Below are 24,300 nucleotides of genomic sequence, written 5' to 3'. Positions count from 1 at the left end.
CCTAAACGCGGGGTGACTCGGGTTCGGTTTAAGGGAGCGGCGCGCGTTGGCCAGACGCGGGGGCGAGAACGCGGCTGATTCTGGCGTCAACGCGTCAGGCGGGGACCTGACAGTGTTCGCGCGGCCGCCTGAAACCCAGACCTTCGCCCGCATCCTCATCCTGTCGACCTTGCTGCTCCTGGCCATCTATTCGGTGGTGGCGGTGATGCGCATCCAGCGCGAGCCGCAGGGCGCGGCCCTGGCCAACGGCGCCCTGCCCGGCCGCGCCGACGCCATGGCCGCGCGGCTGGACGGCGAGGTGACGGCGCTGAAGGGCGGCCTGATCGCCGCCCGCGAGGCCCTGGTCCGCGCGCCCGGCGCGCCGATCGACGCGGCCGAGGCGGGCATGCGCGCCGCCGACGGCGCGGCCCGCGCGGTGGGCGTGCTGGACGACGCCGAGCTCCTGGCCCAGTCCGGCAGGAGCCGCGGCGTCGACTGGCGCGAGGCCGCGCGCGCCGCCGGGCGCGCCGACGGCGACCTGTGGATCGGCGCGGTCGGCGACGCCAAGCCCCTGCTCACCGCCGTGACCGCCGTCTCCACCGCGCAGGGCCGGCGCTGGATCATCGCCTCAGAGGACCCCGCCCGCCTGGCGCGGATCATCTCGCCCACCGCGCCGGAGGCCCTGGTCACGAACGACGGACGCATCCTGACCGCCGGCGGCGAAGGCGGCGTGGCCCAGGCGGCGACGGTCAACGAGGGCTTCGCCCTGGCGCCCGACCAGTTGAAGGCCGGCCAGTTCCTGAAGGCCAAGCGCCCGGACGGCGCGGCGCTGGATCTGGTCGTCCAGCCGGCCGCCGGCGGCGCGCTGGCGGCGCTGGCGGCCGGGCCGGCGAGCGCGGCCGGCACGCTGTCCGTGCGCGAACAGATCGCTTGGGTGATGGTCCCGCTGTTCGTCGCCTTCCTGCTGACGGTGATGCTCCTGTGGCAGAGCCGCAAGGTGGAGAAGGCCGAGCAGGCGTTCAGCGAATCCGAGCAGCGCTTCCGCATGGCCGTGGAGGCCGCCCGCTGCGGCATCTGGGAATGGGATGTCGCCACCGACAGCATGTACATGTCCGACGTCACCGGCGCGATCCTGGGCTGGGGCGGCGGCGGCGTGGTCAAGGCCGACGAGGTGATCGAGCGGGTCGCCGCCGAACACCGCGAGCGCCTGCGCCAGGCGGTCACCACGGCGGCGATCTACGGCGGCTTCGACGTGTCGTTCCGCGTGCCCAATCCGCAGGGCGGCCGGCCGATCTGGATCGACGCCCGCGGCCAGGGCTTCGACCGCGCCGCCGACGGCAGCTATGCGCGGATCATCGGCGTGGCGCTTGACGTCACCGAGGAGCGCGTCGCCCAAGCCCGCGCCCAGGCCGCCGAGGTGCGCCTGCGCGACGCCATCGACAGCGTCACCGAGGCCTTCGTCCTGTGGGACCGCCACGGCCGGCTCCTTTTGTGCAACAAGAACTACCGCGACTTCTTCTCGCTGGACCCGCGCATCCTGCGCCCCGGCGCGCCCCGCGCCGAGGTCAACAAGCTCGCCCAGATCGCCATCAAGCAGGAGAGCCCCGCCCCCGACGGCAAGCGCGGCGTGCGCGAGGCCGAGCTGTTCGACGGCCGCTGGATGCAGATCTCCGAGCGCCGCACGGCCGAGGGCGGCCTAGTGATGACCGCCGCCGACATCACCGCCATCAAGGCCCAGGAGGAGGCGCGCCGCCTCAACGAGGAGCAGCTCCAGCGCGCGGTGGTCAGCCTGGAGCAGAGCCAGGAGCAGCTCTCCGAACTGGCGCGCAAGTACGAGGCCGAGAAGCTGCGCGCCGAGGGCGCCAACAAGGCCAAGAGCGACTTCCTGGCCAACATGAGCCACGAGCTGCGCACGCCGCTGAACGCCATCAACGGCTTCTCCGAGATCATGGTCGGCGAGATGTTCGGCCCGCTCGGCGACAGGCGCTACAAGGAATACGCCCAGGACATCCTCAGCTCCGGCCAGCACCTGCTGGCCCTGATCAACGACATCCTCGACATGTCGAAGATCGAGGCCGGCAAGATGACGCTGAAGTTCGAGCCCATGTCGCTGGAGGAGATCGCCGAGGACGCCGTGCGCCTCGTGCACAACCGCGCCGAGGCCACGGGGCTGGCGCTCTCGCTCGATTTCCCGCCCCTGCCCGACGTGGAGGCCGACTACCGGGCCATCAAGCAGGTGCTGCTGAACCTGCTCTCCAACGCCATCAAGTTCACCCCGCGCGGCGGCAGCGTGACCGTGCGCGCCGAGCTGCGGCGCGACGCCCTGGGCGAGCGCGTGCGCGTGAGCGTGCAGGACACCGGCATCGGCATCGCCGCCGAGGACCTGAGCCGCCTGGCCCGTCCCTTCGAGCAGATCGAGACCCAGCACGCCAAGTCGCAGCAGGGCACGGGCCTGGGCCTGGCGCTGACCAAGTCGCTGGTGGAGATGCACGGCGGGGCGCTGGACATGCAGAGCACCCCCGGCGAGGGCACGACGGTGAGCTTCACCGTGCCGATCCGCCAGGTCCGCGGCGGCCAGCCCGCCGGCGTCGCCGCCGCCTAGGGCTCCGCGCCCCCGGCCGGCGGAACGGCGGGCCGGCGCGGCCGGCGCTCCAGGGCCTGCCCGTCGGCGTCGACCGGCGCCAGCCGCTGGGCGAAGCGGGCCCGTTCCTCCGGCGGCAGCCCGGAGGCGAACTCGACGATCCTGTGCTCCACCTCGCCGCGGGCCTGCATCTCCGTGGCGCGGGCCTGGTCGAGGGCGCCGGTGACGGCCCGGCCGTCGAACGGCTCGCGCCCCATCATCCGCCAGGCCTCGCGCCGGGCCTGGCGCACGGCGTGCAGGCGCTGGTTCACGGCGGGCCCCTGCTCGCGCAGCATCTCGCGGAAGCGCAGCCGCTCCTCGGGACCGAGGGCCTGGGCCGCGGCCCAGATGGCCGGCCCCGGGCGCGGCTCCTGCGCCGGTTGCGGCGGCGGCGTCCGCGCGGCCACCACCAGGCCGCCCACCACCGCGCCCACGGTGAACAGGTTGACCGCCAGCGAGACGAACAGGGCGATCAGCAGCACTCGGCGGCTCATCCGGCGGCCTCCTCGGACGACGACCCATCCAGCGCGATGGCTTCATAGCCCGTCAGGGCGCTGGCCACCGCCGCGGCCCCGGCGGGCGCCTGCGACAGCAGCGAGACCTGGGCGCCCGCCACGACCCCGGCGGCGCAGGCCGCCGCCAGGCCCGCGCCAAGCCCGGCCCGCGTCAGCCAGCCGGCCAGGCCCAGCCCCCGGCGAACCCGCGGCGCGGCCGCGATGATCGCCTCGCGCAGGGCGTGGCTCGCCAACTGCGGGCGCCAGGCGTCCAGCGCCGCGTCCAGCTCGCCGGCCGCGGCCAGGATCTTGGCGGTCACCAGCGGCGCCTCGGCCACCGCCAGGGCGGCGGCGTCGCGCACCTCTTCCGGCCAGCGCGAGACGTCCCCGCCATAGGCCTCGGCCAGGGCCTGGAAGCGCTCGAAGGTCAGGCGTTGCATCGGCTCGGTCATCGGCTCCTCACGGCCGCGCCACGTCGGCGAGCGCGGCCCTCAGCCCCCGGCGCCCGCGCGCCAGGAGGCTCTCCAAGGCATCCACGCTCACGCCCATCAGGGCGGCGGCTTCGATATTGGTCATCTCTTGATAGTGGCACAGGGTGATGGCCTCGCGCTGGCGGTCCGGCAGACGGGCCATCGCCTCGGCCACGCGCCGGCCCACGTCCTGGGCCTCCAGCCCGCGGTCGGGCGCCGGCCCCTCGTCGGGCCGCTCGGGCGGATCGTCCGTCGCCACTTCCCGGCGCCGGCGCAGGCGGTCGTAGCAGAGGTTCAGCGCCACGCGGTGCAGCCAGGTGTCGAACCGCGCCGCGCCCGGCTTCCAGTTCGGCGCCTGGCGCCAGGCGCGCACGAAGGTCTCCTGCACCACGTCCTCGGCCTCGGCGGCGTCCCCCAGCATGCGCTGGGCGAGCGACATCAGGCGCGGCAGCTTGCGCGCCATCAGCGCGCGCACCGCGTCGGGCTCTCCTTTGCCCACACGCGCCACCAGCGCTTCGTCGGGATCGCTCCGGCTCAAGCCTCACCTCGCCCCGCGCCGCCCCCGGGCCGGACGAATATGTCCCGTCAGTCGGCACGAGCTCTTGATGGCCGCGCGGCCGACAGCTCGTCCTTGCTGAGCCATCCGTCGCCGTTGGCGTCCGCCATCTTGAAGCGCCTGACCGCGCCGGCGTCTATCTCGGCGCGGGTGATCACGCCGTCCTTGTTCGTATCGAGCCGGGCGACCATCGCGTTCAGCCGGTCGGCGGCCTGCGGCCGGCCGAAGGACTTGGCCCGCTCGGCCATGGCCTGGATCTCGTCGGCGGTGATCTTGCCGTCCTTGTTCGCGTCCAGCCGGCCGAGCATGCCGTCGGCCTCGGCCTTGCGGAACTCGTCCAGGGTCACCTTGCCGTCCTTGTTCAGGTCCGGATCGACGCCGCGCATCTGCGCGTGGGCCGCGCCGCCCACGGCGGCGAGGCAGGCGGCGGCGATGAGAGCGTGCTTCATGAAACCATCCTTTCGGCCTTCGGGGGCAGGAAGGCCTTCATCGCTTGAACGGGCGATGAACCGCAGTTCCGTCGCTCAAGGTGTCAGGACGATGTCATAGGCCTTGCGCGCGGCCTCCCGCGCGGCGCGCAGCCGGGCCTGCAGGGCCTTGAAGTCGCGCGCGCCGCCCGCCCGCGCCAGCAGCGCGCGGAACGCCGTCGGCTCCTGGGCCGGATCGGCGTCGTCCTCCAGCGCCACCTTCAGGAGCTGGGTCAGGTTCTGCTGCAGCCGCCCGGCCTCCTCCAGGGCGGCGAGCGGCGCCTTGGCCGCCAGCCCGGCGTCGCTGAGCGCCGCCAGCGCCTCGGCGGTGTTCTGCCGCAGCGGCCCGCCGCCAGCCGCGTGCAGCAGTTGCAGCCCCTGGGCGGCGAACTCCACGTCCACCAGCCCGCCGGGCGTCAGCTTCATGTCCCAGAAGCCCTTGGGCGGGCGCTCGCGCTCCATCAGGGCGCGCATGTCGCGCACGTCGGCGATCGTGCGGGCGTGGTCGCGCGGCCGGCGCAGCGCCGCCTCGATCGCCGCCGCCGCGTCCGTGGCGAAGCCTTGCGAGGTCGCCCACACCACCCGCGCGCGGGTCAGGGCCAGGTGCTCCCAGGTCTCGGCCTCGCCTTCGTAGTAGCTCTCGAAGGCGGCGAAGCTCACCGCCACCGGCCCCTTGGTGCCCGAGGGGCGAAGCTGCATGTCCACCTCGTAGAGCCCGCCCTCGGCGGTGGGGATGGAGAGCGCCGCGATCAGCCGCTGGGTGAAGCGGCCGAAATAGGTCTCCGCGCCCCACTCCTTGATGGACGAGGCCGCGCCCGGCTCGTCGGCGCGATAGAGGGTCATCAGGTCCAGGTCGGAGCCGGCGCTCATCTCCCGCGAGCCGCACTTGCCCAGCGCCACCACCGCCACCTGCCCCGGAAAGGCGCCGCCCATGCGCTCGGTCTCGGCCAGGGCCGCCGGCGCCAGGGCCCCGATGCACAGGTCGGCCAGCTCGGCGAAGGCGCGGCCGGCCACCTCGGCGCTGGCCGCCCCGCTCATCACCTGTACGCCCACGCGGAAGGCCTGCTCGCGGTGCACGCGGCGCACCGCGTCCATCGCCGCCTCGAAGCCCTCGGCGCGGTCCAGCGCCAGGGCCATGGCCTGGCGGTCCTCCTCGATGTGGATCGGCTGGAAGAAGTCGGCGTCGAGCATCGCATCCAGCGCCGCGGGCCGCCGCGCCAGGGTCGAGGCCAGCTTGGGGGCGAAGGCCATCACCTCGACGATCAGCTCGAACAGCCGCGGCTGGGCCAGGAACAGCGACTGGATCTGCACCCCGGACGCCAGCTTGGCGAAGAAGTCGACGAAGCGGTTGAACGCCGTGTTCGGCGCGCCGGTGGCCTCCAGCGCCTCCAGCAGGCGCGGCGCCAGGCGCGTGAAGAGCTCGCGCCCCCGCTCGGTGCGGGTGGCCGGGATGTGGCCGTGGTGCCAGGCGCGGATCGTCTGCGACACCCGCGCGGGGTTGTCGAAGCCCATCCGCGACAGCGTCTCCAGCGTCTCCGGGTCGTCGTCCACGCCGGTGAACACCAGGCTGCCGAACCTGGAGGAGAGCTGCTCCTCCTCCGGAAAGAGTTCGCCATAGCGGGCGTTGACGGTGCGCAGCACCTTGCTCACCGCCGCATCGAAGCTCGGCAGGCGGCTGAAGCCCGACAGCAGCGCCACGCGCCGGCGATCGGCGTCGGCCTCGGGCAGGCGGTGGGTCTGCTCGTCGGCCACCATCTGCACCCGGTGCTCGATGGCGCGCAGCATGAGATAGGCGTCGTGCAGCTCGCGCGCGGCCGCCTCGTCCACGTGGCCGGCCGCCGCCAGGGCCGCCAGGGCGTCCAGGGTGCGCGAGGAGCGCAGGTCCGGATTGCGCCCGCCCAGGATGAGCTGCTGGGTCTGGACGTAGAACTCGATCTCGCGGATGCCGCCGCGCCCGAGCTTCAGGTCGACGCCCTTGGCCGTCAGGCGCTCGTCGACCTTGTGCACGTGGATCTGCCGCTTGATCGAATGGATGTCGGCGATGGCGGCGAAGTCGAGGTTCTTGCGCCAGATGTAGGGCTGCAGCTCCTCCAGGAAGGCGCGGGCGCGGGCCATGTCGCCGGCGCAGGGCCTGGCCTTGATGAAGGCCGCCCGCTCCCAGTTCTGGCCGACGCTCTCGTAGTAGTCCAAGGCCGCGGCCACCGGCACCGCCGGCGGGGTGGACGACGGGTCGGGCCGGAGCCTGAGGTCCACCCGGAAGACGTAGCCGTCGCCGGTGCGGTTCTGCATCAGCTCGGCCAGCGCCTTGGTCAGGCGCACGGCGAAGCCCTGCGGCTCCACGCCCTCGGCCAGCGGCAGGGCCTCCGGCTCGTAGAAGACCGAGATGTCGATGTCGCTGGAGTAGTTCAGCTCGAAGGCGCCCTGCTTGCCCATGGCGATGCAGAACCAGCCGGGGACCGGACCTTCCTCGCCCTGCCCCAGCCGCGCGAGCCTCCCGGCGGCGAGCTCGGCCCGCGCCAGGCTCTCCAGGGCCGCGGCGACGGCCGCGTCGGCGACGCGGGTGATCGCGCCGGTCACCGCGTCCAGGTCCCACAGGCCGCCCAGGTCGCAGAGCGCGGTCAGCAGGTGCGCCTCGGCCTTCAGCTTGCGAAGCTGGGCGCCGGCCGCCTCCGGCTCCAGCGTCGCGGCGGCGCGGATGCGGGCGAGCAGGTCGGCCAGCCGCGCGTCCGGATCGGCCTCCAAGAGCGCGCGCAGCCGCTGCGGGTCGCGACGCGCCAGGCCCGCCAGGTAGGGCGCGGCGCCGAAGGCCGGTTCCAGCGCCGGCCAGGCGGCGGCGAGCAGGCCGGTCCAGCCCTGGGCCTGCGCGGCCTCGGCCAGGGTCTCTCGCAGCCGCTCGGCGGCCTTGGGGTCGGCCACGGGGCCGCAGGGCTTCAGGCGATCGGCCAGGCGAGTCATGGCCCCGACTTTGCCCACGGATCGCCCCGCGGCCAACTGGTCGTGATCACGCTCTGCAGAGCGCCGACACTAAAGATGCTCCCCCAGAGGGGAGCATCTGGCCCAGCGCCTTAGGCTTCCTCGGAGATGCGGCGCAGGGCCTTTTCGAACAGCTCCGCCGGCTGGCCGCCGGTGATCACGTAGCGGTCGTTGATGATCAGGGTCGGCACCGAGGCGACGCCGGCCTCGTACCACTGGCGCTCCGTGTTGCGGATATGCTCGGCGAACTTGCCAGACGTCAGCACCTCGCGCGCGGCGGCGGGATCGAGCCCGGCCTGCCCGGCCGCCTCGACCAGCACCTCGTGGTCGCCCGGATTGCGCCCGTCGGTGAAATAGGCCTGGAACAGGGCCTTCTTCAGCTCGAGCTGGCGGCCCTGCAGGCCCGCCCAGTGCAGCAGGCGGTGGGCGTCGAAGGTGTTGTAGATGCGGCTGTCGGGCCGGTAGGTGATGGTGAAGCCCACGTCGGCGGCGCGCTGCTGGATCGCCGCGCGGTTGGCCGCCGACTGCTCGGGCGTGGCGCCGTACTTCTCGAAGACGTGCTCGGCGATGTCCTGGCCCTCGGCCGGCATCTGCGGATTGAGCTCGAACGGGTGGAAGGTGATCTTCGCGTCCACCACCCCGTCCAGCCGGCCCAGCGCCTCCTCCAGGCCGCCCAGGCCGATCACGCACCAGGGGCAGACCACGTCGGAGATGAAGTCGATCTTCATGGGCTTGGTCATGGCGCGCCTCCCGACGCTCGTCTGGCGATGCGCCGCCCTCGGCCGCGCGGCTCTTCGACAGATAGCGCCGCGGCCGCGGAATCCAAGGCCGGCGCGGCCCTAGCCGGCGCGCGGCAGGATCAGCGCCACCCGCAGGCCCGGGCCGATGTCGCCCACCTTGCCGGGCCCCTCGTCCAGCTCCAGCCGGCCGTGGTGCGCCTCGGCCACGGCGGCCACCAGCGACAGGCCCAGGCCCGAGCCGGGCTCGTTGCGGCTGTTCTCCAGGCGCACGAAGCGCTCGACCACCCGCTCGCGGTCGGCCTCGGGCACGCCGGGCCCGGTGTCGGTGACCGAATACTCCACCTCGCCGGAGGACCGGCGGCGCACGCGCAGCATGATCGCCCCGCCGGCCGGGGTGTACTTTACCGCATTGTCCAGGATGTTGGCGATCGCCTGAGCCAGGAACTCGCGGTTGCCGCGGATCGTCAGGCCCTTCTGCAGCTCGGCCTTGAAGTCGATCTCCTTGTCCTCGCACAAGGGCTCGTAGAGCTCGGAGATGTCGGAGGCGAGCTCGGCCGGGTCGAACAGCGTCTGGTCGGGCGCCTCGCCGGCCGCCTGCAGCCGGGCGATGGACAGCACCGCGGCGAAGGTCTTCAGCACCCCGTCGGTGTCGTCCAGCGCCTGGGCCAGCGCCTGCTGCGGATCGCCCTTGCCGGCCTCCACGTCGAGATAGGCCGCCTCCAGCCGCGCCCGAAGCCGCGTGAGCGGCGAGCGCAGGTCGTGGGCGATGGCGTCGCCGGCGTGCCGGTGGCCGGCCATGGACCGCTCCAGCCGGTCGAGCATCTCGTTCAGGCCCTCGGCCAGCTCATCGAACTCGTCGCGCGTGCCGCGCACCTGGGCGCGGGCGGCCAGGTCGCCGTTGCGCACGGCGGCGACCACGTCGTTCAGCCCGCCCATGCTGCGGCTGACGTTGCGGCTGACGATCACCCCGCCGGCCAGGCCCAGCACGATGACCAGGCCCCAGGCGCCCCACAGCGCCCGCACCACCTTGACCACATAGGCCTCGTCCTCGCCCACGTCGGCGCCGACGAACAGGATCTCGCCGCCGCTCAGCCGCTCCTGCAGCCCGCGCGCCGGATGTTTGGTCTCATGGCCCTGCAGGTCCTGGTCGGTGACCTGGAAGGTCGTCCAGGCGGGCTCGCCCTTGAAGTCGTCCAGCGGGCTCTCGGCGATGGAGCCGGAGATGCGGGTCCCGTCGGGCTTCATCAGCAGATAGAGGAACGGCCGCTCCGACGCCGCCCGCTCGATCAGCGCCTGGTTCAGCAGGTCGACGCCGGCCCGGTCGTAAGCGCCCTGCAAGGTGCGCATCTCGCGGGTGATCTCGCGGTCGGTGCGCCGCGTCGCCTCGCCCGCGGTGGCGATGTAGATGTAGGCGAGGAAGGCGCTGGCCGCGGCGGCGAACAGCGCCAGGAAGAGCAGCGTCAGCCGGAACGGCGTGGTGCGGAAAATCCGGGGAAGGCGCATGGGCGGCGCCGTTCGGCCTTAAGCGTCGAGCCGGTAGCCCGCGCCGCGGATGGTCTGCAGCATGGGCTTGTCGAAGCCTTTGTCGATCTTCGAGCGCAGCCGCGAGATGTGCACGTCGATCACGTTGGTCTGCGGATCGAAGTGATATTCCCAGACCTTTTCCAGGAGCATGGTGCGCGTCACCGACTGGCCGGCGTGGCGCATCATGAACTCCAGAAGCTGGAACTCGCGCGGCTGCAGGTCGATCTCCTTGCCCTGGCGATGCACCGTGCGGCCGATCAGGTCCATCTCCAGGTCGCCGACGCGCAGCAGCGTCTGCACCGAGCCGGTCTCGCGCCGGCGAGCCAGGGCCTCGACCCGGGCGATCAGCTCGGCGAAGGCGTAGGGCTTGACCAGGTAGTCGTCGCCGCCGGCCTTCAGGCCCGCCACGCGGTCGTTGATCTCGCCGAGGGCGGAGAGGAAGAGGACCGGCGTCTGGTCCCCCTCCCGCCTGATCGTCTCGATCAGGGTGACGCCGTCCATGCGCGGCATCATCCGGTCGACGATCATCACGTCGAACTGGCCCTCGCGCGCGGCGACGAGGCCCGCCTCCCCGTCGGCCGCGCGCACGCACTCGAAGCCGGCTTCGGAAAGCCCGCGCTCCATGGCGTCGGCCGCTTCAAGGTCGTCTTCGACGATCAGGATCCGCATTCGACTCGCACCCCCAGTGGTCCGCGAGCCTAACCCGCGACCTTGAGCGGCAGGAAGAGGGTCCGTCCGGCGCGGTGGACGCCCACCAGCACGCTCGTGCGGCCGGCCTTCTTGGCCACGTCAACGGCCGAGGCCAGGTCGCTGGCCTTGGCCACGTCCGTGTCGCCGGCGCGCACGATCACGTCGCCGGCGCGCAGGCCCCGCTGGGCCGCGTCGGACGAGGCGTCGACGCCTTCCACGACCACGCCGGTCACCCCGGCGCCGACGCTGTAGCGGCGGCGCGCGGCGTCATCGAGCGGCGCCAGCTTCATGCCGAGCACCGAGGGCACGACCGCGCCGGACGAGTCCGCGCCGCCGCCGCTCGAGCCGCCCTGGGCGTTGTCGTTGGCCGCCAGCTCGCTTTCCGAGGGCCGCGTGCCCGAGCGCACGTCGACGACGCGGTGCTTGCCGCCGCGGATCACTTCCAGGTGCAGGACGTCGCCGGCCTTGGCCTTGGCCACCTCGCGGGTCAGCTCCGAGGAGGTCTTCACCCCATGGCCGTTGATGGAGACCACCACGTCGCCGGGCTGCAGGCCGGCGCGCTGCGAGGGCCCGCCCGGCACCAGGTCGGCCACGATCGCGCCGCGCTGGTCGCCCAGGCCCTGGGCCTCGGCCATCTCGGCGTTGAAGTTCTGGATCGTCGCGCCGATGTAGCCGCGGGTCACCTTGCCGCCGGCGATCAGTTGCTTGGTGATCGAGTCGGCCACGTCGGCGGGAATGGCGAAGCCGATGCCCACCGAACCGCCGGAGGGCGAGAAGATCGCCGTGTTCACGCCGATCACCCGGCCGTAGATGTCGAACGTCGGCCCGCCGGAGTTGCCCCGGTTGATGGGCGCGTCGATCTGGATGTAGTCGACGAAGGTCTCGCCGATGTCGCGGCCGTAGGCCGAGACGATGCCGGCCGTGGCCGTGCCGCCCAGGCCGAACGGGTTGCCCACGGTGATCACCCAGTCGCCCACGCGCGGCTTGGCGGCGTTCTCGAAGTTCACATAGGGGAAGTTCGAGCCCTTCACCTTCAGCACGGCCAGGTCGGTGCCCTCGTCGCGGCCGACGATGGTGGCGTCGAGTTCGCGCTCGTCCTTCAGCACCACCTTGATGGTCTCGGCGTTCTCGACCACGTGGTTGTTGGTGACGATGTAGCCGTCCGGCGAGATGAAGAAGCCCGAGCCGGAGGACTGCTGGGTGGGCAGGCGCGGCCGGCTGCTGGAGCCGCCCTTGCTGTTGTCGTCGTCGCCCTGGTCGTCGCCGCCGTCGTCAGGCTGGCCCGGCAGGGCGAACGGGAAGTTCTCGAAGCCAGGCAGGCGGCGCAGGGTGGCCGGATCGACCTTGGAGGTCACGTTGATCGAGACCACCGCGGGCGAGACCTTCTCGAAGATGTCCGCGAACGACAGGGGCGCCCCGGGCGGCGGGGCGAAGATGGGCGCGGTCGACGCCTTGATCACGTCGCTCTGCTGGGCGGCGCGCGCCGGAGGCAGTTGCATGCCCGCGCCCGCCAGCGCGGCGGCCGCGACGCCGGCGCCGGCGACGGCGCCCAGGAGATAACCGGTCTTCTTCGAGGTCATAAGCCTTCACTTCCCTTGGGGACGCGTGCCTGTGGCGCGTTCACCCGTTTAGCTAGGTTCGATGCACGAGACTGCAACGGCTCTCAAGTTACGTTTAGGTCACCCTTGGGCGCAGGAACGCGACCGCAATTGGGCGCGATCTTGTCACGGAGCCTGGTCCCGCATCAGACCTTTCAACCTGTCGGCTTCCTCGTCGGACAGTTCTTCCTCAGGCGCCCGCCGTCTGAGCTGCGCCGCCAGCAACAGGGCGCCCAGCCCCACCACCACGAACGGGCCGACCCACAGGGCCGCGTTGCCGAACGAGAAGCTGGGCTTGAGCAGCACGAACTCGCCGTAGCGGGCGGTCAGGAAGTCGCGGATCTCGCTGTCGCTGCGCCCGGCGGCCACCTGCTCGCGCACGATCTTGCGCAGGTCGGCGGCCAGCTCGGCGTTGGAATCGTCGATCGACTCGTTCTGGCAGACCAGGCAGCGCACGTCGCGGAAGATGTGCCGCGCCCGCGCCTCCTGGGCCGGATCGTCAAGCCGCTCGGCCGGGTCCGAGGCCGCCGCGATGCACATGATCGCCGCGAGCGCGGCGAACAGGCTCGCGAGGCGGTGAAACGGCGAGATCATGTCGCAACATCGCTCTGTTTGCGTCCGACCGCCAGCCTCAGGCGCCGGTCGGACAGGGACACCGCCCCGCCCAGGGCCATGATCACTGGTCCTAGAAAGATCAACAGCGCCCAGGGGTTCCAATAGGCGCGCACCAGCCACACCGGCTCGCCCTCGCTCCCGCGCCGCTCGCCCAGCACCATGTAGAGGTGGCTGAGCCCCACCTGGCAGATCGCCACCTCGGAAGTGGTCTGGCCGCCGGCCGGATAGAACCGCCGCTCCGGCGCGCCGACGCACACCTGCCGGCCGGCCTTGGTGGCGCGGATGATCGCCCGCTCGGCCTCGTAGTTGGGTCCGTCGACCGCGCCGACCTTCTCCATCGTCAGGTGGTAGGCGCCCACGTCCAGGCCGCCGCCCACCGGCACGGTCTCGGCCGCTTCGACCTTCCAGCCGGTCTCGAAGCAGACGCCCAGCACGAACACGCCCAGACCGATGTGGGCCAGCGTCATGCCCCAGGCGCCCCGCGGCAGGCCGCCCAGGCGCCGCCAGCTCTCCGCCGCCGGGACGCGGAAGGCGCGCGCGCGCTCGGCGAGCTCGGCCAGGGCGCCGGCGATCAGCCAGGCGCCCAGCCCCAGGCCCGCCGCGCCCAGGGCGTGGCGCGGGCTGACCAGCGCCAGGGCCGCCAGGCCGGCGGCCAGCGCGATCGCCGCCGCCGCGCCCAGCCGCTGCGCCGCGCCCAGGGCGTCGCCCCGCTTCCAGGCCAGCAGCGGCCCGGCGGGCAGCAGCAGCAGCAGCGCGGCCATCAGCGGCGTGAAGGTCAGGTTGAAGTAGGGCGGGCCCACCGAGATCGACTCGCCGGTCGCCGCCTCGCGGATCAGCGGATAGAGCGTGCCCAGCAGCACCGTCACCGTCGCCGCCGCCAAGAGGATGTTGTTCAGCACCAGGGCGCTCTCGCGGCTGATCGGCGCGAACAGCCCGCCGCGCGGCAGGCTCGGCGCACGCCAGGCGAACAGCACGAAGGCCGCCCCCGCGGTCACCCCCAGGATGATCAGCAGCAGCACCCCGCGGGTGGGATCCACGGCGAAGGCGTGCACCGAGGTCAGCACCCCCGAGCGCACCAGGAAGGCCCCGAGCATCGAGAAGGTGAAGGCCGCCAGCGCCAGGAACAGGGTCCAGCCGGCCAGGGCGCCGCGCTTTTCGGTGACGATGGCGGAGTGCAGCAGCGCCGCGCCCACCAGCCAGGGCATGAAGCTGGCGTTCTCCACCGGGTCCCAGAACCACCAGCCGCCCCAACCCAGCTCGTAGTAGGCCCAGAACGATCCCAGGGTGATGCCGATGGTCAGAAGGCTCCAGGCGGCCAGCGCCCAGGGGCGGATCCAGCGGGCCCAGGCCGCGTCGGCCCGGCCCTCGATCAGGGCGGCCACCGCCAGGGAGAAGACCACCGAGAAGCCGACGTAGCCGGAGTAGAGGAACGGCGGGTGGAAGGCGAGCGCCGGGTCCTGCAGCAGCGGGTTCAGCGAGCGGCCCTCCACCGGCGGATCGAGCAGCCTGGCGAACGGGTTGGAGGCGAAGACGGTGTAGGCCAGGAACACCGCGCCCAGCACGCCCTGGGCGCCGACGGCCAGGGCCTTCAGCCCCCGCGGCAGGGTCTTGCCGAAGATGGCGATGGCCGTGCCGAAGCCGGTGAGCGCCAGGCACCAGAGCAGCATCGAGCCCTCGTGGCTGCCCCAGGTCCCCGCCACCTTGTAGAGCATGGGCTTTTCGGTGTGCGAGTTGGCCGCCACGTTGGCCACCGAGAAGTCCGAGGTGACGAAGGCGAACATCAGCGCGAAGAACGCGCCGGCCACGCCCAGGAAGGCGACCAGGGCGGCCCCTTCGCCGGCCGCGGCCAGCCTGGCCGAGCGCCTGGCGCGCGCAGCGAACGAGGCGGCGACCTGGGCCAGCGAGAAGGCCAGCGCCAGGGCGAGCGCGAAGGCGCCGGCTTCAGCGATCATAGGGCGTCCGATTTAGCGGGCTTGGCGTAGGCGGGCGCGCCGGCGCCCTCGCCGCGCCACTCGCCCTGGTCCTTGAGGGCCTTCTCGAGCTCGCGCGGCATGTAGCGCTCGTCGTGCTTGGCCAGCACCTGGCGGGCGACGAACACGCCGTCGGCCCGGTAGGAGCCGGTGGCGACGATGCCCTGCCCCTCGCGGAACAGGTCCGGCAGGTCGCCCTGATAGACCACCTTGTCGGCGGCGCTGTGGTCGGCGACCACGAACTCCACCTCGCCGTCGGGATGTTTCGACACGCTGCCGGGCTGCACCAGGCCGCCAAGCTGGATCGAGCGGCCCGGCGGCGGCTTGGCCGCGGCCGCCTGCGAGGGCGTGTAGAAGAACGAGATCGAGTCGCTGAGGCCCCACAGCGTCAGCCCCGCCGCCAGCGCCAGCACCGGGGCGATCGCCGCGATCAGCAGCAGCCGCCGCCTGGCCTTCGGCGACTTGGGAAGAAAACCGCTCACGGTCGGGCCTCCTTTGCGGGCGCGGCCATGGCGGGCGTGGCCGCCGCCGCATCCAGTTCCTTCAGCACCGCGGGCTGCTGCGCATAGCGCGCCCGCGCCTTGGCCAGCGCCTCGTCGCGCTTGGCCGTCTCGCCTAGCACGGCATAGGAGCGCACCAGCCGCACCCAGCCTTCCGGATCGTCCGGCGCGGTCTCCAGGCGGCTGGCCAGGCCCGCCACCATGCCGCGGATCGCGTCGAGCTGGCCGGCGGCGAAGGGCGCGGCCTGCTGCGGCTGGGGCGCCGGGCCGTGCTCGGCCTCGGCGATGGCTTCGCTCAGGGCCTGCCGGCGCGGATCGTCGGGCTTCAGGTCGGCCAACAGGGCGCGCCAGTCGGCCAGGCCGCCGGCCTTGTCGCCCGCCTCGATGCGGCCGCGCGCCAACAGGAAGCGCGCCGGCACCGACTTGGGATCGCGCTTGAGCGTCTCATGCAGCACCGCCTCCACCTGGGGCGTCACCTGGCCCTCGGCGTCGACCAGCAGGACCTCGCTCAGCTTCTCCCACAGGTCGGCGCGCTCGGGCGCCAGCTCGATGGCGTGGCGCAGCGCCCGCGCGGCCTCGGCGTTGTCGCCGGCGGCGGCCTCGGCCAGGGCCAGGAAGCGGTAGGCCTCCGGGTCGTTCGGGCGCTTGGCCGTCAGGTCCTTCAGGATGGCCGCCAGTTGCGGCGGCGCCAGGGTGGACGGGTCGGACTTGCGCCAGCGCTCCAGCCGCGCGGTGAACGGCTGGTCGGGCATGCCGGGCGATCCGACGAACAGATAGACCGCGACCCCGGCGACCGGCGCCAGCGCCGCAAGCGCCAGGATCCAGCCGCGATAGCCGCCCGTGCTCCACTCGGCGGCCTTGGCCTCGCCCGCGCCCAGCAGACGGCGGCCGGCCTCGGCCTGGGCGCTCTTGCGCTCGCTCTCGGCCAGCAGGCCCCGCTCGGCCAGGTCGTCGATCTCCTGGAGCTGGCGGCGATAGAGCGCGAGCGCCGGGTCCTCGCCGCCGGCTGAGACGCCGACGCGGGCGGCGCGTCGCAGGACAAGACCCGCGGCGGCGGCGGATACGAGCGCGGCCACGGCCCAGAACATGATCATGTCGGCGCGTTTAGCCCAAAGCGGCCCCGCGCGCGAGGTCCGGTGAATTGCGGAGTCGCCGCGGGCGCGTGGATCAGGCCGCCGCCGTCAGGGCCGCGGCCCGCCGGCGCACCACCTCGGCGGCCCGGCGGTCGCGCACCAGGCCTGCGAAAGTGGCCGCCAGGTTCAGATAGGCGTGGCCGATCGCGGGGTCCTCGACCTCTCCGTGGCGCATCATGTCGAGCACTTCCTCGACGTAGATGTCGATGGCCTCGCCCAGGCTCTCCAGCACCTTGGTCCGCATGGAGGCGAAGCCCCCGTAGTTGGCGCTGGAGCGAATCTCCTCGGCGAAGTTCAGCAGCGACATGGCCCGGTTCACCGCCGCGCCGTCGGGCGCCTCGGTCAGGCGCGGCATGTCCTTCATCACCCGCGCGACGCGCATCGGCGCGCGCGGCAGGGCCGCCATCATGGCCCTTTCGGCCTCCCGCAGGCGCCGCTCCACGGTCTGGGCCAGGTTGCGCCGCTCGTTCGCCAGGCGCTTGCCCCAGCCGGTCTCGCGCGCCAGCTCGATGGCCTCGTCGATCAGGCCGATCTGGTGGGTGATGATGTCCACCAGCTTGCCCGCCGCCCGGGCCTGGGCGACGCCGGCGCCGGCGTCGAACCGGCCGACCTCGGCCAGGCCGTCGTCCACCGCCTGGAACACCCGCTCGGCGAAGACCGCCAGCTCCGAGCCGGCCAGATAGGCCTCCGAGGGCTTGTCCATCACCACCGAGATGATGCGCAGCACCCGCCAGGGCTCGGCGAGCTGACCCGCCAGCATCTCGAAGAAGCGAGGCCCGGAGTCCTCGGAAATGCTCACCGCGTCCTTGTAGGCCAGGCGCGCCACCGCGGCGCGCTCCTCGCTCAGGCGGCCGATCCATTCGGGCAGGCGCGCGATGGCCTCGCGCGCCACGGCCGACAGCTCCAGGCAGGCGCAGAGCTCGCGCCCGCCGTTCTCCCGCGCCCCCTCGGCCAGCGTCAGGGCGCGCTCGAAGTCGGGCTGGCCGCCCGCGCGCATGCCGGCCAGGGCCCGGCTCACCAGGTCGTCGAAGGGCTCGGCGGAGGTCTCGCCGGCGCGATAGTCGATCAGCCAGAAGGCGGCGTACTCGATCTCGCGCGGACAGATCGCCTTCAGCCCGCGCCAGATGGCCGCCAGCACCTGGGCCGGGAAGCGCAGGCGGTCCGGATCGCGGCCGTCGCCCACGCACAGGGGCGCGATGGCGATGAACACGGCGTTGCGCAGCCGCCGGTCGGCGGCCTCCACCTCCACCAGGCGGCGCACGCTGGACAGGGCCGGGTCCGCGCCCGCGTTCATCAGCGCGGCCTGCAGCCCGCCGACCACGCCGTCGGGCGCCGACTGGACGAGGTTGCGAACGATCGCGATCTTTTGCTCGGGCAGTCCGGCCATCTGGTCTTCCATACGCGGTCTCCCGCGCTTCGGGCCAAAATGCCGACAGGGGGGTTAAGGTTTGACAAACCACGACTATGCGTCGCGGCTCAGGCCTCGGCGCGCGGCAGCTCCAGTTCCACCGAAAGCCCGCCGAGGGCCGCGTCGCCCAGCCGCAGCGATCCGCCGTAGGCGCGGGCCAGCTCGTCGATGATGTTCAGGCCCAGGCCGGAGCCCGGCGCGGCCTCGTCCAGCCGCGCGCCGCGCTTGAGCACCTCCTCGCGCCGGTCCGGCGGCAGGCCCGCGCCGTCGTCCTCCACGACCAGCCGGAAGCGGTTCGCCGACAGCGGCTTGGCGCGCACGCGCACTCGGCCGCGGCACCACTTGCAGGCGTTGTCCATGGCGTTGCCGGCGATTTCCAGGAGGTCCTGCCGCTCGCCCAGGAAATAGAGGTCGTCCTCGGCGTCCCAGTCGACGGTGACGCCCTTGTCCTGGAAGATCCGCTCCAGGGTGCGGGCCAGCTCGTCGAGCACCTCGGCCACGCTGGTGCGCTCGCCCTGGCCCTGGGTGCGGGCCGCGGCCCTGGCCCGGCGCAGGTGGTGGTCCACCTGGCGGCGCATGGCGTCGGCCTGGCGCGCGACCACCTCGGCCAGCGGCCCCGGCTGCTGCTCGGCCTCGGTGGTCATCACCGACAGCGGGGTCTTCAGCGCGTGCGCCAGGTTGCCCACGTGGGTGCGCTGGCGCTCGACGACCTCCTGATTGTGCGCCACCAGGGCGTTCAGTTCCTCGGCCAGGGGCGACAGTTCGGTAGGATAGGTCCCCATCAGCCGTTCGGCCTTGCCGCGGCGCACCGAGGCCACCTCGCGGCGCAGGTCGAACAGCGGAGCCAGGCCCACGCGCACCTGCACCACCACCGCCCCGATCATGCCGGCGGCCAACAGGCCGAAGGCGAGCGCCGTGGCGGCGATGAAGCCGCGCACGTCGCGGTCCACCGGGCTCCTGTCCTCGGCGGCCATGAAGATCACCGGCGCGTCGCGGCCGGGCAGCTTGGCCTGCGAGGCCATGGCCCGCAGCGGCTCGTTCAGCGGCCCGCGGGTGTCGTAGACCACCGGCTTGCCTGGCGTGGCGGCCACCTCCTCGACGATGTCGGCCGGCGCCTTCAGGTCGCTGTCCCACAGGGAGCGCGAGCGCACGATCACCCGCAACGCCCCGCCGGACGCCGGCTCGGCGACCTGCCAGTACTTGCCCGAATAGGCCCGAAGCGCGCGCAGGTCGGTCAGCGCCGGGGCGATCACCTCCTGGTCGTCGCCGATGGTGGCCCCGGCCAGCAGGTTGTCGATCAGCTCCGACAGGCCCTGGTCGAACCGGCGCAGCGCCGCCTGCTGGAACAGCATGGCCAGCACCACCGCCGTGACCAGCAGCACGACCAGGCTCCAGCCCGCCGCCAGGATCACCAGCCGGCGGACGAGGGACGGACTGCGCAGCGCCTCGAGTTTCACGGGCCCGGCGTCACGGACGCGCGCCGCCCCGGGCCGCGCCGTCGTCGAGCTCCTCCATCGGGCAGGTCAGCCGGTAGCCGAGGCCGCGCGCGGTCTCGATCCGCTCGGCCCCGATCTTCTTTCGCACCCGGCCGATGAACACCTCTATGGTGTTGGAATCGCGGTCGAAATCCTGGTCGTAGAGGTGCTCGATCAGCTCGGTGCGGCTGATCACCCGGCCCTGGTGCATCATCAGGTAGTGCAGCAGGCGGTACTCCAGCGAGGTCAGCCGCAGGGGCTCGCCGTTCACCGTGGCGCGGGCCGCGCGCGGATCGAGCCTCAGTCCCCCGCAGGTCAGGCTGGGGGCGGCGTGGCCGGCCGAGCGGCGCAGCAGGGCGCGCAGGCGGGCGAGCAGCTCCTCGGTGTGGAACGGCTTGGTCAGATAGTCGTCGGCGCCGGCGTCGAACCCGGCGACCTTCTCGCTCCAGGCGCCGCGCGCGGTCAGGATCAGCACCGGCGTGGAGATGTTCCCCCGCCGCCAGCGCTCCAGCACCGAGACCCCGTCCACCTTGGGCAGGCCCAGGTCCAGCACCACCGCGTCGTAGGGCTCGGTCTCGCCCAGGTACTGGGCCTCCTCGCCGTCGGCGGCGTGGTCGACGGCGTAGCCGGCGTCGGTCAGCGCGAGCTTGAGCTGACGGGACAGGTCCGGATCGTCTTCCACCAGAAGAATGCGCATGTCGCTGGCTCCTAACCCCCGCGTCGGCCGATGATCTGACCGCTCTCGGCGTCGACCACGAAGATCACCACCTGGCCGTCGGGCAGTTGCCACTGGACGAAATAGACCGGCCGGCCGCCCACATCGCCCTGGGTGGTGTTCAGGTGACGCCCCGGCGTGCGCTGGGCGATCGACGCCAGCACGCGCGAGAGCGGCGCCTGGCGGCCCGAGCGCACCGCGTCTCGCGCGCGATCCTGGTCGCTGCGCTCGGCGCCGTACACCGGCCGCCCGTCGTCCTGCCAGGGCGGCTGGGCGGCCGCGCCCACGGGGGCGGCCAGCAGCAACGCGGCGATGACGAAAAGGCGCTTCATGGCGCTGGGATTAGGCCCCCGTGACTGAACCCAGGCTGAACATGCGGCTCAGGAAGCCGCAACCGGGTCTATCACGCCCGGCGGCGCGGCGTGTAGGGCCGATCCTTGCGCCAGCGCTCGGCGAAGGCCTCGAGCTCGGGATCCGCCGCATCCGGCAGCATCACCACCAGCCGGGCGAACAGATCGCCGCGCTTGCCGTGCGCGCCCACCAGGCCCTTGCCCTTCAGCCGCAGGCGCGAGCCGGAGTTGGAGCCCTTGGGCACGGTCAGGGTCACCGGGCCGTCCGGCGTCGGCGCCTCGACCTTGCCGCCCAGCACCGCGTCGGGAACCGAGACCGGCAGGTCCATCACTAGCGCCTCGCCCTCGCGCTTGAAGATCGGGTGCGGCCGGATGGCCAGCTCGATCAGGGCGTCGCCGGGCCCGGCGCGGCCGGGGGCGCCCTGCCCCTTCAGCCGCAGCACCTGGCCGTCGCTGGCGCCCTTGGGAATGGTCACGTCGATGGTGCGCCCGTCGGAGAAGGCGATGCGCTTGGGCCCGCCCTGGATGGCCTCCTCCAGGTCGATCTCCAGGAGCGCCCGCACGTCCGGCCCGCGGCTCTGGAAGCCGCCGCCCTCGAACCCGCGCGCGCCGCCGCCGCGGCCGCCGCGCCCCAGCATCTCGCTCAGGATGTCGGAGAAATCGACGCCTTCGAAGTCGCCGCCGGAGAAGCCGCCGCGCGGGCCGCCGCCCTGGAAGCCGCCGAAGCCGCCGCCCGGAGGGGCGCGGAAGATCTCGCGGCCGTCAGCGTCGATCTCGCCGGCGTCGAACTTCTTCTTCTTCTCGGCGTCGCCCAGGATGTCGAAGGCCGCGCTCACGCGCTTGAAGCGCTCCTCGGAGGCCTTGTCGCCCGGGTTGGTGTCCGGGTGGTGGGCCTTGGCCAGCTTGCGGAACGCCTTGCGGATCTCATCGGCGCTCGCGCCGCGGGACACGCCCAGTTCCTGATATGGGTCGTTGGCCAAGGAACAGCCTCTCAAAACCAGCTACGGATACGCCTTGTAGATTGGCCCTTTCGGCGAGTCTCGCAAGGCTTCCTGTGACAATTTTGCCACACAACTGAGATCGGCGGCGCCTAGTCGCCCAGGGCGGCCTTGAGCGCCTTGTATCGCCGCGCCTGGAAGGCGTCCGCCGTGGACTTGGCGAAGACCGGGGCGGCGGCGTTCAGCTCGCGCCTGGCGCCGTCGCGATCGCCCCGGGCCATGTCGATCTCCGCGTGCGCCAGGTTCAGGTTCGCCCCCCAGTCGGGATCGGCGGCCAGTTGCGCGACGGCGACGGGGTCGATGCCCCGCAGCTTGCCGTCCGCCTCGTCGTAGCGCCGGGCCAGGATCAGGCAGTCGGCGACGGCGTAGGCCACCCCCTGCTCCAGGGCGGCGCCGGCGAAGCCCCGGCGCGCGCTCGCATAGGCGGCCTCGGCGCTCTTCAGCCCCTCGGCGAGCCGTCCGGCGTGGCATTGCGAGGTGGCCATGTCGGCCTGCGACGCCACCGCGAAGAACGACACCGGCCCCTGCTTGGCCACGGCGGCCTCATGCACCGCCCGGGTGTCGGCGATGGCCGCGTCCCAGCGCTCCAGCGCCCCTTCGGACTGGGCGCGCGTGGCCAGAAGCTGCAGGGTCATCTCGTTGTCCGCGCCCAGGGTGGCGGCCAGCTTGGGATAGAGCGCGTTCGCCTCGGCCACCGCCTCGGCGTGCTTGGCCTGCACCATCAGCGCCTGCACCAGGTTCATGCGCACCATAAGGACGTCGCCGCTGTCCGGCCCCTCAAGGGCGGCGTAGTCGCGGGCGAGTTGGCGGAACAGCCGCTCGGCCTCCTGGCCCTTGCCCAGGCGGATGTTGGTGAAGGCCAGGCGCTGGCGGAAGGTCAGGCGCTGGCCCAGGTCGAACAGGTCCGGCCGCGCGTCGGCGGCGCGGGCGGCCGCGCCGAAGCCCTTGGCCGCGCCCTCGATGTCGTCGCCCACCAGGGCCGCCATGCCCTCGGCCGACGCCAGCCAGACCGCCAGCTCCGGCCGCGGCGCCTTCAGGGCGGCGATCGCCGGCGCCTCCTCGGCGATGATCGCCCTGGCCCGCGCCAGGCTGCCGTCGCCATAGGAGCGGGCCTCCATCATCGCCTCCTGCAGGCGCACGATGCGCAGGTCCTGCGAGGCCGGCCCGGCGGCGGCGCGCCAGAGCTTGGCCGCCTGGCCGTATTCGGCGCGGGCGCCGGCCCAGTCGTTGCGCCGGTCCAGGGCGTGGGCGATCGTCAGGTGCAGCTCGGCGGCCACCTGCGGCTCTTCGGCGAAGCGGCGGTCGATCTGCGGCGAGGCCTGCTTGACCGCGCTCACCAGCGTCTCCTCGGCCGCCCCGCTGCGGAACGGACTGGTGCGGGCCAGCAGGTCGTTGGCCAGGAAGCTGTTCACCGCCTGGGCGATGGCGGTCTGCCGCCGGGCGATGTCCCGGTCGCGGCGGGCCTGCAGGAAGAGAACCCCGCTCGCCGTCATCCCCACCGCCAGCAGCGCGACGGCCGCGGCGACCCAGGGCCGGCGGGCGCGGGCGCGCACCAGTTGCCGCTCCAGGGCCTCGGCCCGCTCGGCGGCGTGGGCCCGCACCTCGGCCTCGGCGCGGCGGGCCTCCAGGGTCTTCAGCCGATGGGCGAGCTCGGCCGCCGCGCCCAGCCGCCGGGCCGGATCGCCCGACGCCGCCAGGGCGATGTCCTCTCGCAGCAGGGGATCGGCGACCTCGGCCTCCCAGCCGGCCGCGAGCGGCTTGGAGAAGTCGCCCGCCACGAGCTGGTAGAGCATGACGCCCAGGGCGAAGATGTCCGAGCCGGTGCTGGGCGCGGCGCCGGCCAGCACCTCCGGCGCCAGATAGGGCAAGGTGCCGCCCGCCGTGGCCGCCGAGCCGGGCTCCAGCGTCTCGCCGAAGCCGAGGCGGGTGATGCGGAAGGCGTCCAGCAGCTCCGGTTCGACCAGGCTCGCGTCGCCGAAGTCGACCACCACCGTGCGCCAGTGGCCCTCCGGCACCGGCGCGGCCAGCACGTTGGCCGGCTTCAGGTCCCGGTGCAGCACGCCCACGCTGTGCGCGGCCGCCACCGTCTCGCAGATCTGCACCGCCAGCTCCAGGCGCGTCTCCAGCGGCAGGGCCGACAGGCCCCCGTGCTCCTCGGCCCAGCCCGGCAGGTCCTGGCCGCGGTAGGCGATCTCCAGGAAGAACGGCTGGGTCTCGAAGTTCCACTCCAGCACCGGAGCCAGGTCGTCGCGCTCACCGAGGCTCGCCCGCAGGAGCCGCGACAGCGTCGCCTCGCGCTTGAGCCGACGCAGGAACGCCGGGCCGAAGGCGAACTTGAACACCCTGGGCTCGCCGGTCTTCTCGTGCTCGGCCAGCCACACCTCGTTGGCCCGCGAGGCGCCCAGCCGGCGCGTCAGCCGCCACTGCGGCCGGCCCGGCGGCGACTGGCCGGCCTTCAGCTCCAGCTCGGGCGGGGCGCTGGGCGGCGCCAGGCTGGTCTCGACCTCGGCCGCCAGGCGGTAGCCGATGCGCGGCGCGGTCTGCACGATCTGCTGGTCGGCGTCGCCCAGCGCCTTGCGCAGCTTGGAGATGGCCGTGGTCAGCGAGCCCTCGACGACGATGGTCGACGGCCACACCGCCTCCATCAGCTCGTCCTTCGAGACCACCTCGCCGGCATGGCTCAGCAGCTCCAGGAGCAGTTCGAGCGGCTTGATCTCCAGGTCCACGGCCTCGCCGCCGACCGTCAGCCGCCAGCGGCTTTCGTCGAACTCGCAACCGGCGAAACGCCAGACGCGGCGTCCGGCGTTGCGTTCGCCAGACATGGATCGGCGAGATCCGCTCAACGCTCAACGCCCCCGCTTGGCAGACACCAAATTCGGCCAGACGCCAATCCGGCCAAACACCAATCCGGCGAGCGCCTCGCCGGCCGCGAACAGGCGGAACCCAGGACGCCCGCGGGGATAATGCGAAGCACGGTCCCGCTTGTCGACGCTGCAACCGCCAAAATCGCCCGGCGCGCGAACGC

At 72.9% G+C, this 24,300-nt stretch carries 20 protein-coding genes; 1 reads left to right on the top strand and 19 read right to left on the bottom strand.

From position 1 onward, the window contains the following. The first annotated feature begins 112 nt into the window (after positions 1–112). Positions 113–2,581 carry an ATP-binding protein gene (locus tag ACE3TA_RS06325; protein ID WP_374571668.1) on the top strand — a complete coding sequence of 823 codons (2,469 nt, stop codon included), beginning with the start codon at positions 113–115 and terminating at the stop codon, positions 2,579–2,581. Here ACE3TA_RS06325 and ACE3TA_RS06320 read toward each other — a convergent pair. From ACE3TA_RS06320 to ACE3TA_RS06230, 19 genes are all read right to left on the bottom strand, one after another. Beyond that, positions 2,578–3,093, bottom strand: a complete 516-nt coding sequence (locus ACE3TA_RS06320; protein ID WP_374571666.1) for a periplasmic heavy metal sensor — start codon at positions 3,091–3,093, stop codon at positions 2,578–2,580. The two genes, ACE3TA_RS06325 and ACE3TA_RS06320, sit on opposite strands and share 4 nt — an antisense overlap. Beyond that, positions 3,090–3,545: a hypothetical protein gene (locus ACE3TA_RS06315; protein ID WP_374571665.1), complete on the bottom strand. Its 456-nt coding sequence runs from the start codon at positions 3,543–3,545 to the stop codon at positions 3,090–3,092. The genes ACE3TA_RS06320 and ACE3TA_RS06315 overlap by 4 nt, the downstream gene beginning before the upstream one ends. Before the next feature lie 7 nt (positions 3,546–3,552). Then, positions 3,553–4,101 (bottom strand): RNA polymerase sigma factor, encoded by a 549-nt coding sequence (locus ACE3TA_RS06310; protein WP_374571663.1) that lies wholly within the window; start codon positions 4,099–4,101, stop codon positions 3,553–3,555. A gap of 47 nt (positions 4,102–4,148) precedes the next feature. Next, positions 4,149–4,568 carry an EF-hand domain-containing protein gene (locus tag ACE3TA_RS06305; RefSeq protein WP_374571661.1) on the bottom strand — a complete coding sequence of 140 codons (420 nt, stop codon included), beginning with the start codon at positions 4,566–4,568 and terminating at the stop codon, positions 4,149–4,151. 75 nt (positions 4,569–4,643) lie between these two features. Then, a complete protein-coding gene (locus ACE3TA_RS06300) occupies positions 4,644–7,541 on the bottom strand; it encodes a bifunctional [glutamine synthetase] adenylyltransferase/[glutamine synthetase]-adenylyl-L-tyrosine phosphorylase (protein WP_374571659.1) in 2,898 nt (965 codons plus the stop codon). 110 nt (positions 7,542–7,651) lie between these two features. Further along, positions 7,652–8,299 (bottom strand): DsbA family oxidoreductase, encoded by a 648-nt coding sequence (locus tag ACE3TA_RS06295; RefSeq protein ID WP_374571657.1) that lies wholly within the window; start codon positions 8,297–8,299, stop codon positions 7,652–7,654. 99 nt (positions 8,300–8,398) lie between these two features. Beyond that, a complete protein-coding gene (locus ACE3TA_RS06290; protein ID WP_374571655.1) occupies positions 8,399–9,802 on the bottom strand; it encodes a sensor histidine kinase in 1,404 nt (467 codons plus the stop codon). A gap of 18 nt (positions 9,803–9,820) precedes the next feature. Then, the gene (locus ACE3TA_RS06285; protein WP_374571653.1) at positions 9,821–10,492 is read right to left on the bottom strand and encodes a response regulator transcription factor; all 672 of its coding nucleotides are present in this window, start codon (positions 10,490–10,492) and stop codon (positions 9,821–9,823) included. A 29-nt stretch (positions 10,493–10,521) separates the two neighbouring features. Beyond that, positions 10,522–12,093, bottom strand: a complete 1,572-nt coding sequence (locus ACE3TA_RS06280) for a Do family serine endopeptidase (protein ID WP_374571651.1) — start codon at positions 12,091–12,093, stop codon at positions 10,522–10,524. Between the two features lie 144 nt (positions 12,094–12,237). Then, positions 12,238–12,705: a cytochrome c-type biogenesis protein gene (locus ACE3TA_RS06275; protein WP_374571649.1), complete on the bottom strand. Its 468-nt coding sequence runs from the start codon at positions 12,703–12,705 to the stop codon at positions 12,238–12,240. Beyond that, a complete protein-coding gene (locus ACE3TA_RS06270; protein WP_374571647.1) occupies positions 12,702–14,678 on the bottom strand; it encodes a heme lyase CcmF/NrfE family subunit in 1,977 nt (658 codons plus the stop codon). Before ACE3TA_RS06270 ends, ACE3TA_RS06275 begins: the two co-directional genes overlap by 4 nt. After that, positions 14,675–15,178, bottom strand: coding sequence for a cytochrome c maturation protein CcmE (gene ccmE, locus ACE3TA_RS06265; protein WP_374571645.1), 504 nt, complete (start codon positions 15,176–15,178; stop codon positions 14,675–14,677). The genes ACE3TA_RS06270 and ccmE overlap by 4 nt, the downstream gene beginning before the upstream one ends. Then, complete coding sequence (ccmI, locus tag ACE3TA_RS06260; RefSeq protein WP_374571643.1) at positions 15,175–16,290, bottom strand: c-type cytochrome biogenesis protein CcmI; 1,116 nt, start codon at positions 16,288–16,290, stop codon at positions 15,175–15,177. The genes ccmE and ccmI overlap by 4 nt, the downstream gene beginning before the upstream one ends. 73 nt (positions 16,291–16,363) lie before the next feature. Then, positions 16,364–17,728, bottom strand: coding sequence for a hypothetical protein (locus ACE3TA_RS06255; protein WP_374571642.1), 1,365 nt, complete (start codon positions 17,726–17,728; stop codon positions 16,364–16,366). A gap of 77 nt (positions 17,729–17,805) precedes the next feature. After that, positions 17,806–19,194, bottom strand: coding sequence for a sensor histidine kinase (locus ACE3TA_RS06250; RefSeq protein ID WP_374571640.1), 1,389 nt, complete (start codon positions 19,192–19,194; stop codon positions 17,806–17,808). 10 nt (positions 19,195–19,204) lie between these two features. Next, on the bottom strand, positions 19,205–19,909 hold the full coding sequence (locus tag ACE3TA_RS06245; protein ID WP_374571638.1) for a response regulator transcription factor: 705 nt from the start codon (positions 19,907–19,909) through the stop codon (positions 19,205–19,207). An 11-nt stretch (positions 19,910–19,920) separates the two neighbouring features. Beyond that, on the bottom strand, positions 19,921–20,259 hold the full coding sequence (locus ACE3TA_RS06240) for a hypothetical protein (RefSeq protein ID WP_374571636.1): 339 nt from the start codon (positions 20,257–20,259) through the stop codon (positions 19,921–19,923). A gap of 71 nt (positions 20,260–20,330) precedes the next feature. After that, on the bottom strand, positions 20,331–21,257 hold the full coding sequence (locus ACE3TA_RS06235) for a DnaJ C-terminal domain-containing protein (protein WP_374571634.1): 927 nt from the start codon (positions 21,255–21,257) through the stop codon (positions 20,331–20,333). Between the two features lie 110 nt (positions 21,258–21,367). Then, positions 21,368–24,097, bottom strand: a complete 2,730-nt coding sequence (locus ACE3TA_RS06230; RefSeq protein WP_374571632.1) for a winged helix-turn-helix domain-containing protein — start codon at positions 24,095–24,097, stop codon at positions 21,368–21,370. Positions 24,098–24,300 lie beyond the last annotated feature (203 nt).

Origin of the sequence: Phenylobacterium sp. (assembly GCF_041916435.1) — a bacterium.
Taxonomy (GTDB): Bacteria; Pseudomonadota; Alphaproteobacteria; order Caulobacterales; family Caulobacteraceae; genus Phenylobacterium.
This window is presented reverse-complemented; position numbering and strand designations above follow the sequence as displayed.

Bases quoted from the DNA above. Each gene is read 5' to 3' on its own strand.
- ACE3TA_RS06320 (WP_374571666.1), bottom strand. From the start codon at position 3,093: ATGAGCCGCCGAGTGCTGCTGATCGCCCTGTTCGTCTCGCTGGCGGTC.
- ACE3TA_RS06315 (WP_374571665.1), bottom strand. From the start codon at position 3,545: ATGACCGAGCCGATGCAACGCCTGACCTTCGAGCGCTTCCAGGCCCTG.
- ACE3TA_RS06305 (WP_374571661.1), bottom strand. From the start codon at position 4,568: ATGAAGCACGCTCTCATCGCCGCCGCCTGCCTCGCCGCCGTGGGCGGC.
- ACE3TA_RS06300 (WP_374571659.1), bottom strand. From the start codon at position 7,541: ATGACTCGCCTGGCCGATCGCCTGAAGCCCTGCGGCCCCGTGGCCGAC.
- ACE3TA_RS06295 (WP_374571657.1), bottom strand. From the start codon at position 8,299: ATGACCAAGCCCATGAAGATCGACTTCATCTCCGACGTGGTCTGCCCC.
- ACE3TA_RS06290 (WP_374571655.1), bottom strand. From the start codon at position 9,802: ATGCGCCTTCCCCGGATTTTCCGCACCACGCCGTTCCGGCTGACGCTG.
- ACE3TA_RS06285 (WP_374571653.1), bottom strand. From the start codon at position 10,492: ATGCGGATCCTGATCGTCGAAGACGACCTTGAAGCGGCCGACGCCATG.
- ACE3TA_RS06280 (WP_374571651.1), bottom strand. From the start codon at position 12,093: ATGACCTCGAAGAAGACCGGTTATCTCCTGGGCGCCGTCGCCGGCGCC.
- ACE3TA_RS06275 (WP_374571649.1), bottom strand. From the start codon at position 12,705: ATGATCTCGCCGTTTCACCGCCTCGCGAGCCTGTTCGCCGCGCTCGCG.
- ACE3TA_RS06270 (WP_374571647.1), bottom strand. From the start codon at position 14,678: ATGATCGCTGAAGCCGGCGCCTTCGCGCTCGCCCTGGCGCTGGCCTTC.
- ccmI (WP_374571643.1), bottom strand. From the start codon at position 16,290: ATGATCATGTTCTGGGCCGTGGCCGCGCTCGTATCCGCCGCCGCCGCG.
- ACE3TA_RS06255 (WP_374571642.1), bottom strand. From the start codon at position 17,728: ATGGAAGACCAGATGGCCGGACTGCCCGAGCAAAAGATCGCGATCGTT.
- ACE3TA_RS06245 (WP_374571638.1), bottom strand. From the start codon at position 19,909: ATGCGCATTCTTCTGGTGGAAGACGATCCGGACCTGTCCCGTCAGCTC.
- ACE3TA_RS06240 (WP_374571636.1), bottom strand. From the start codon at position 20,259: ATGAAGCGCCTTTTCGTCATCGCCGCGTTGCTGCTGGCCGCCCCCGTG.
- ACE3TA_RS06230 (WP_374571632.1), bottom strand. From the start codon at position 24,097: ATGTCTGGCGAACGCAACGCCGGACGCCGCGTCTGGCGTTTCGCCGGT.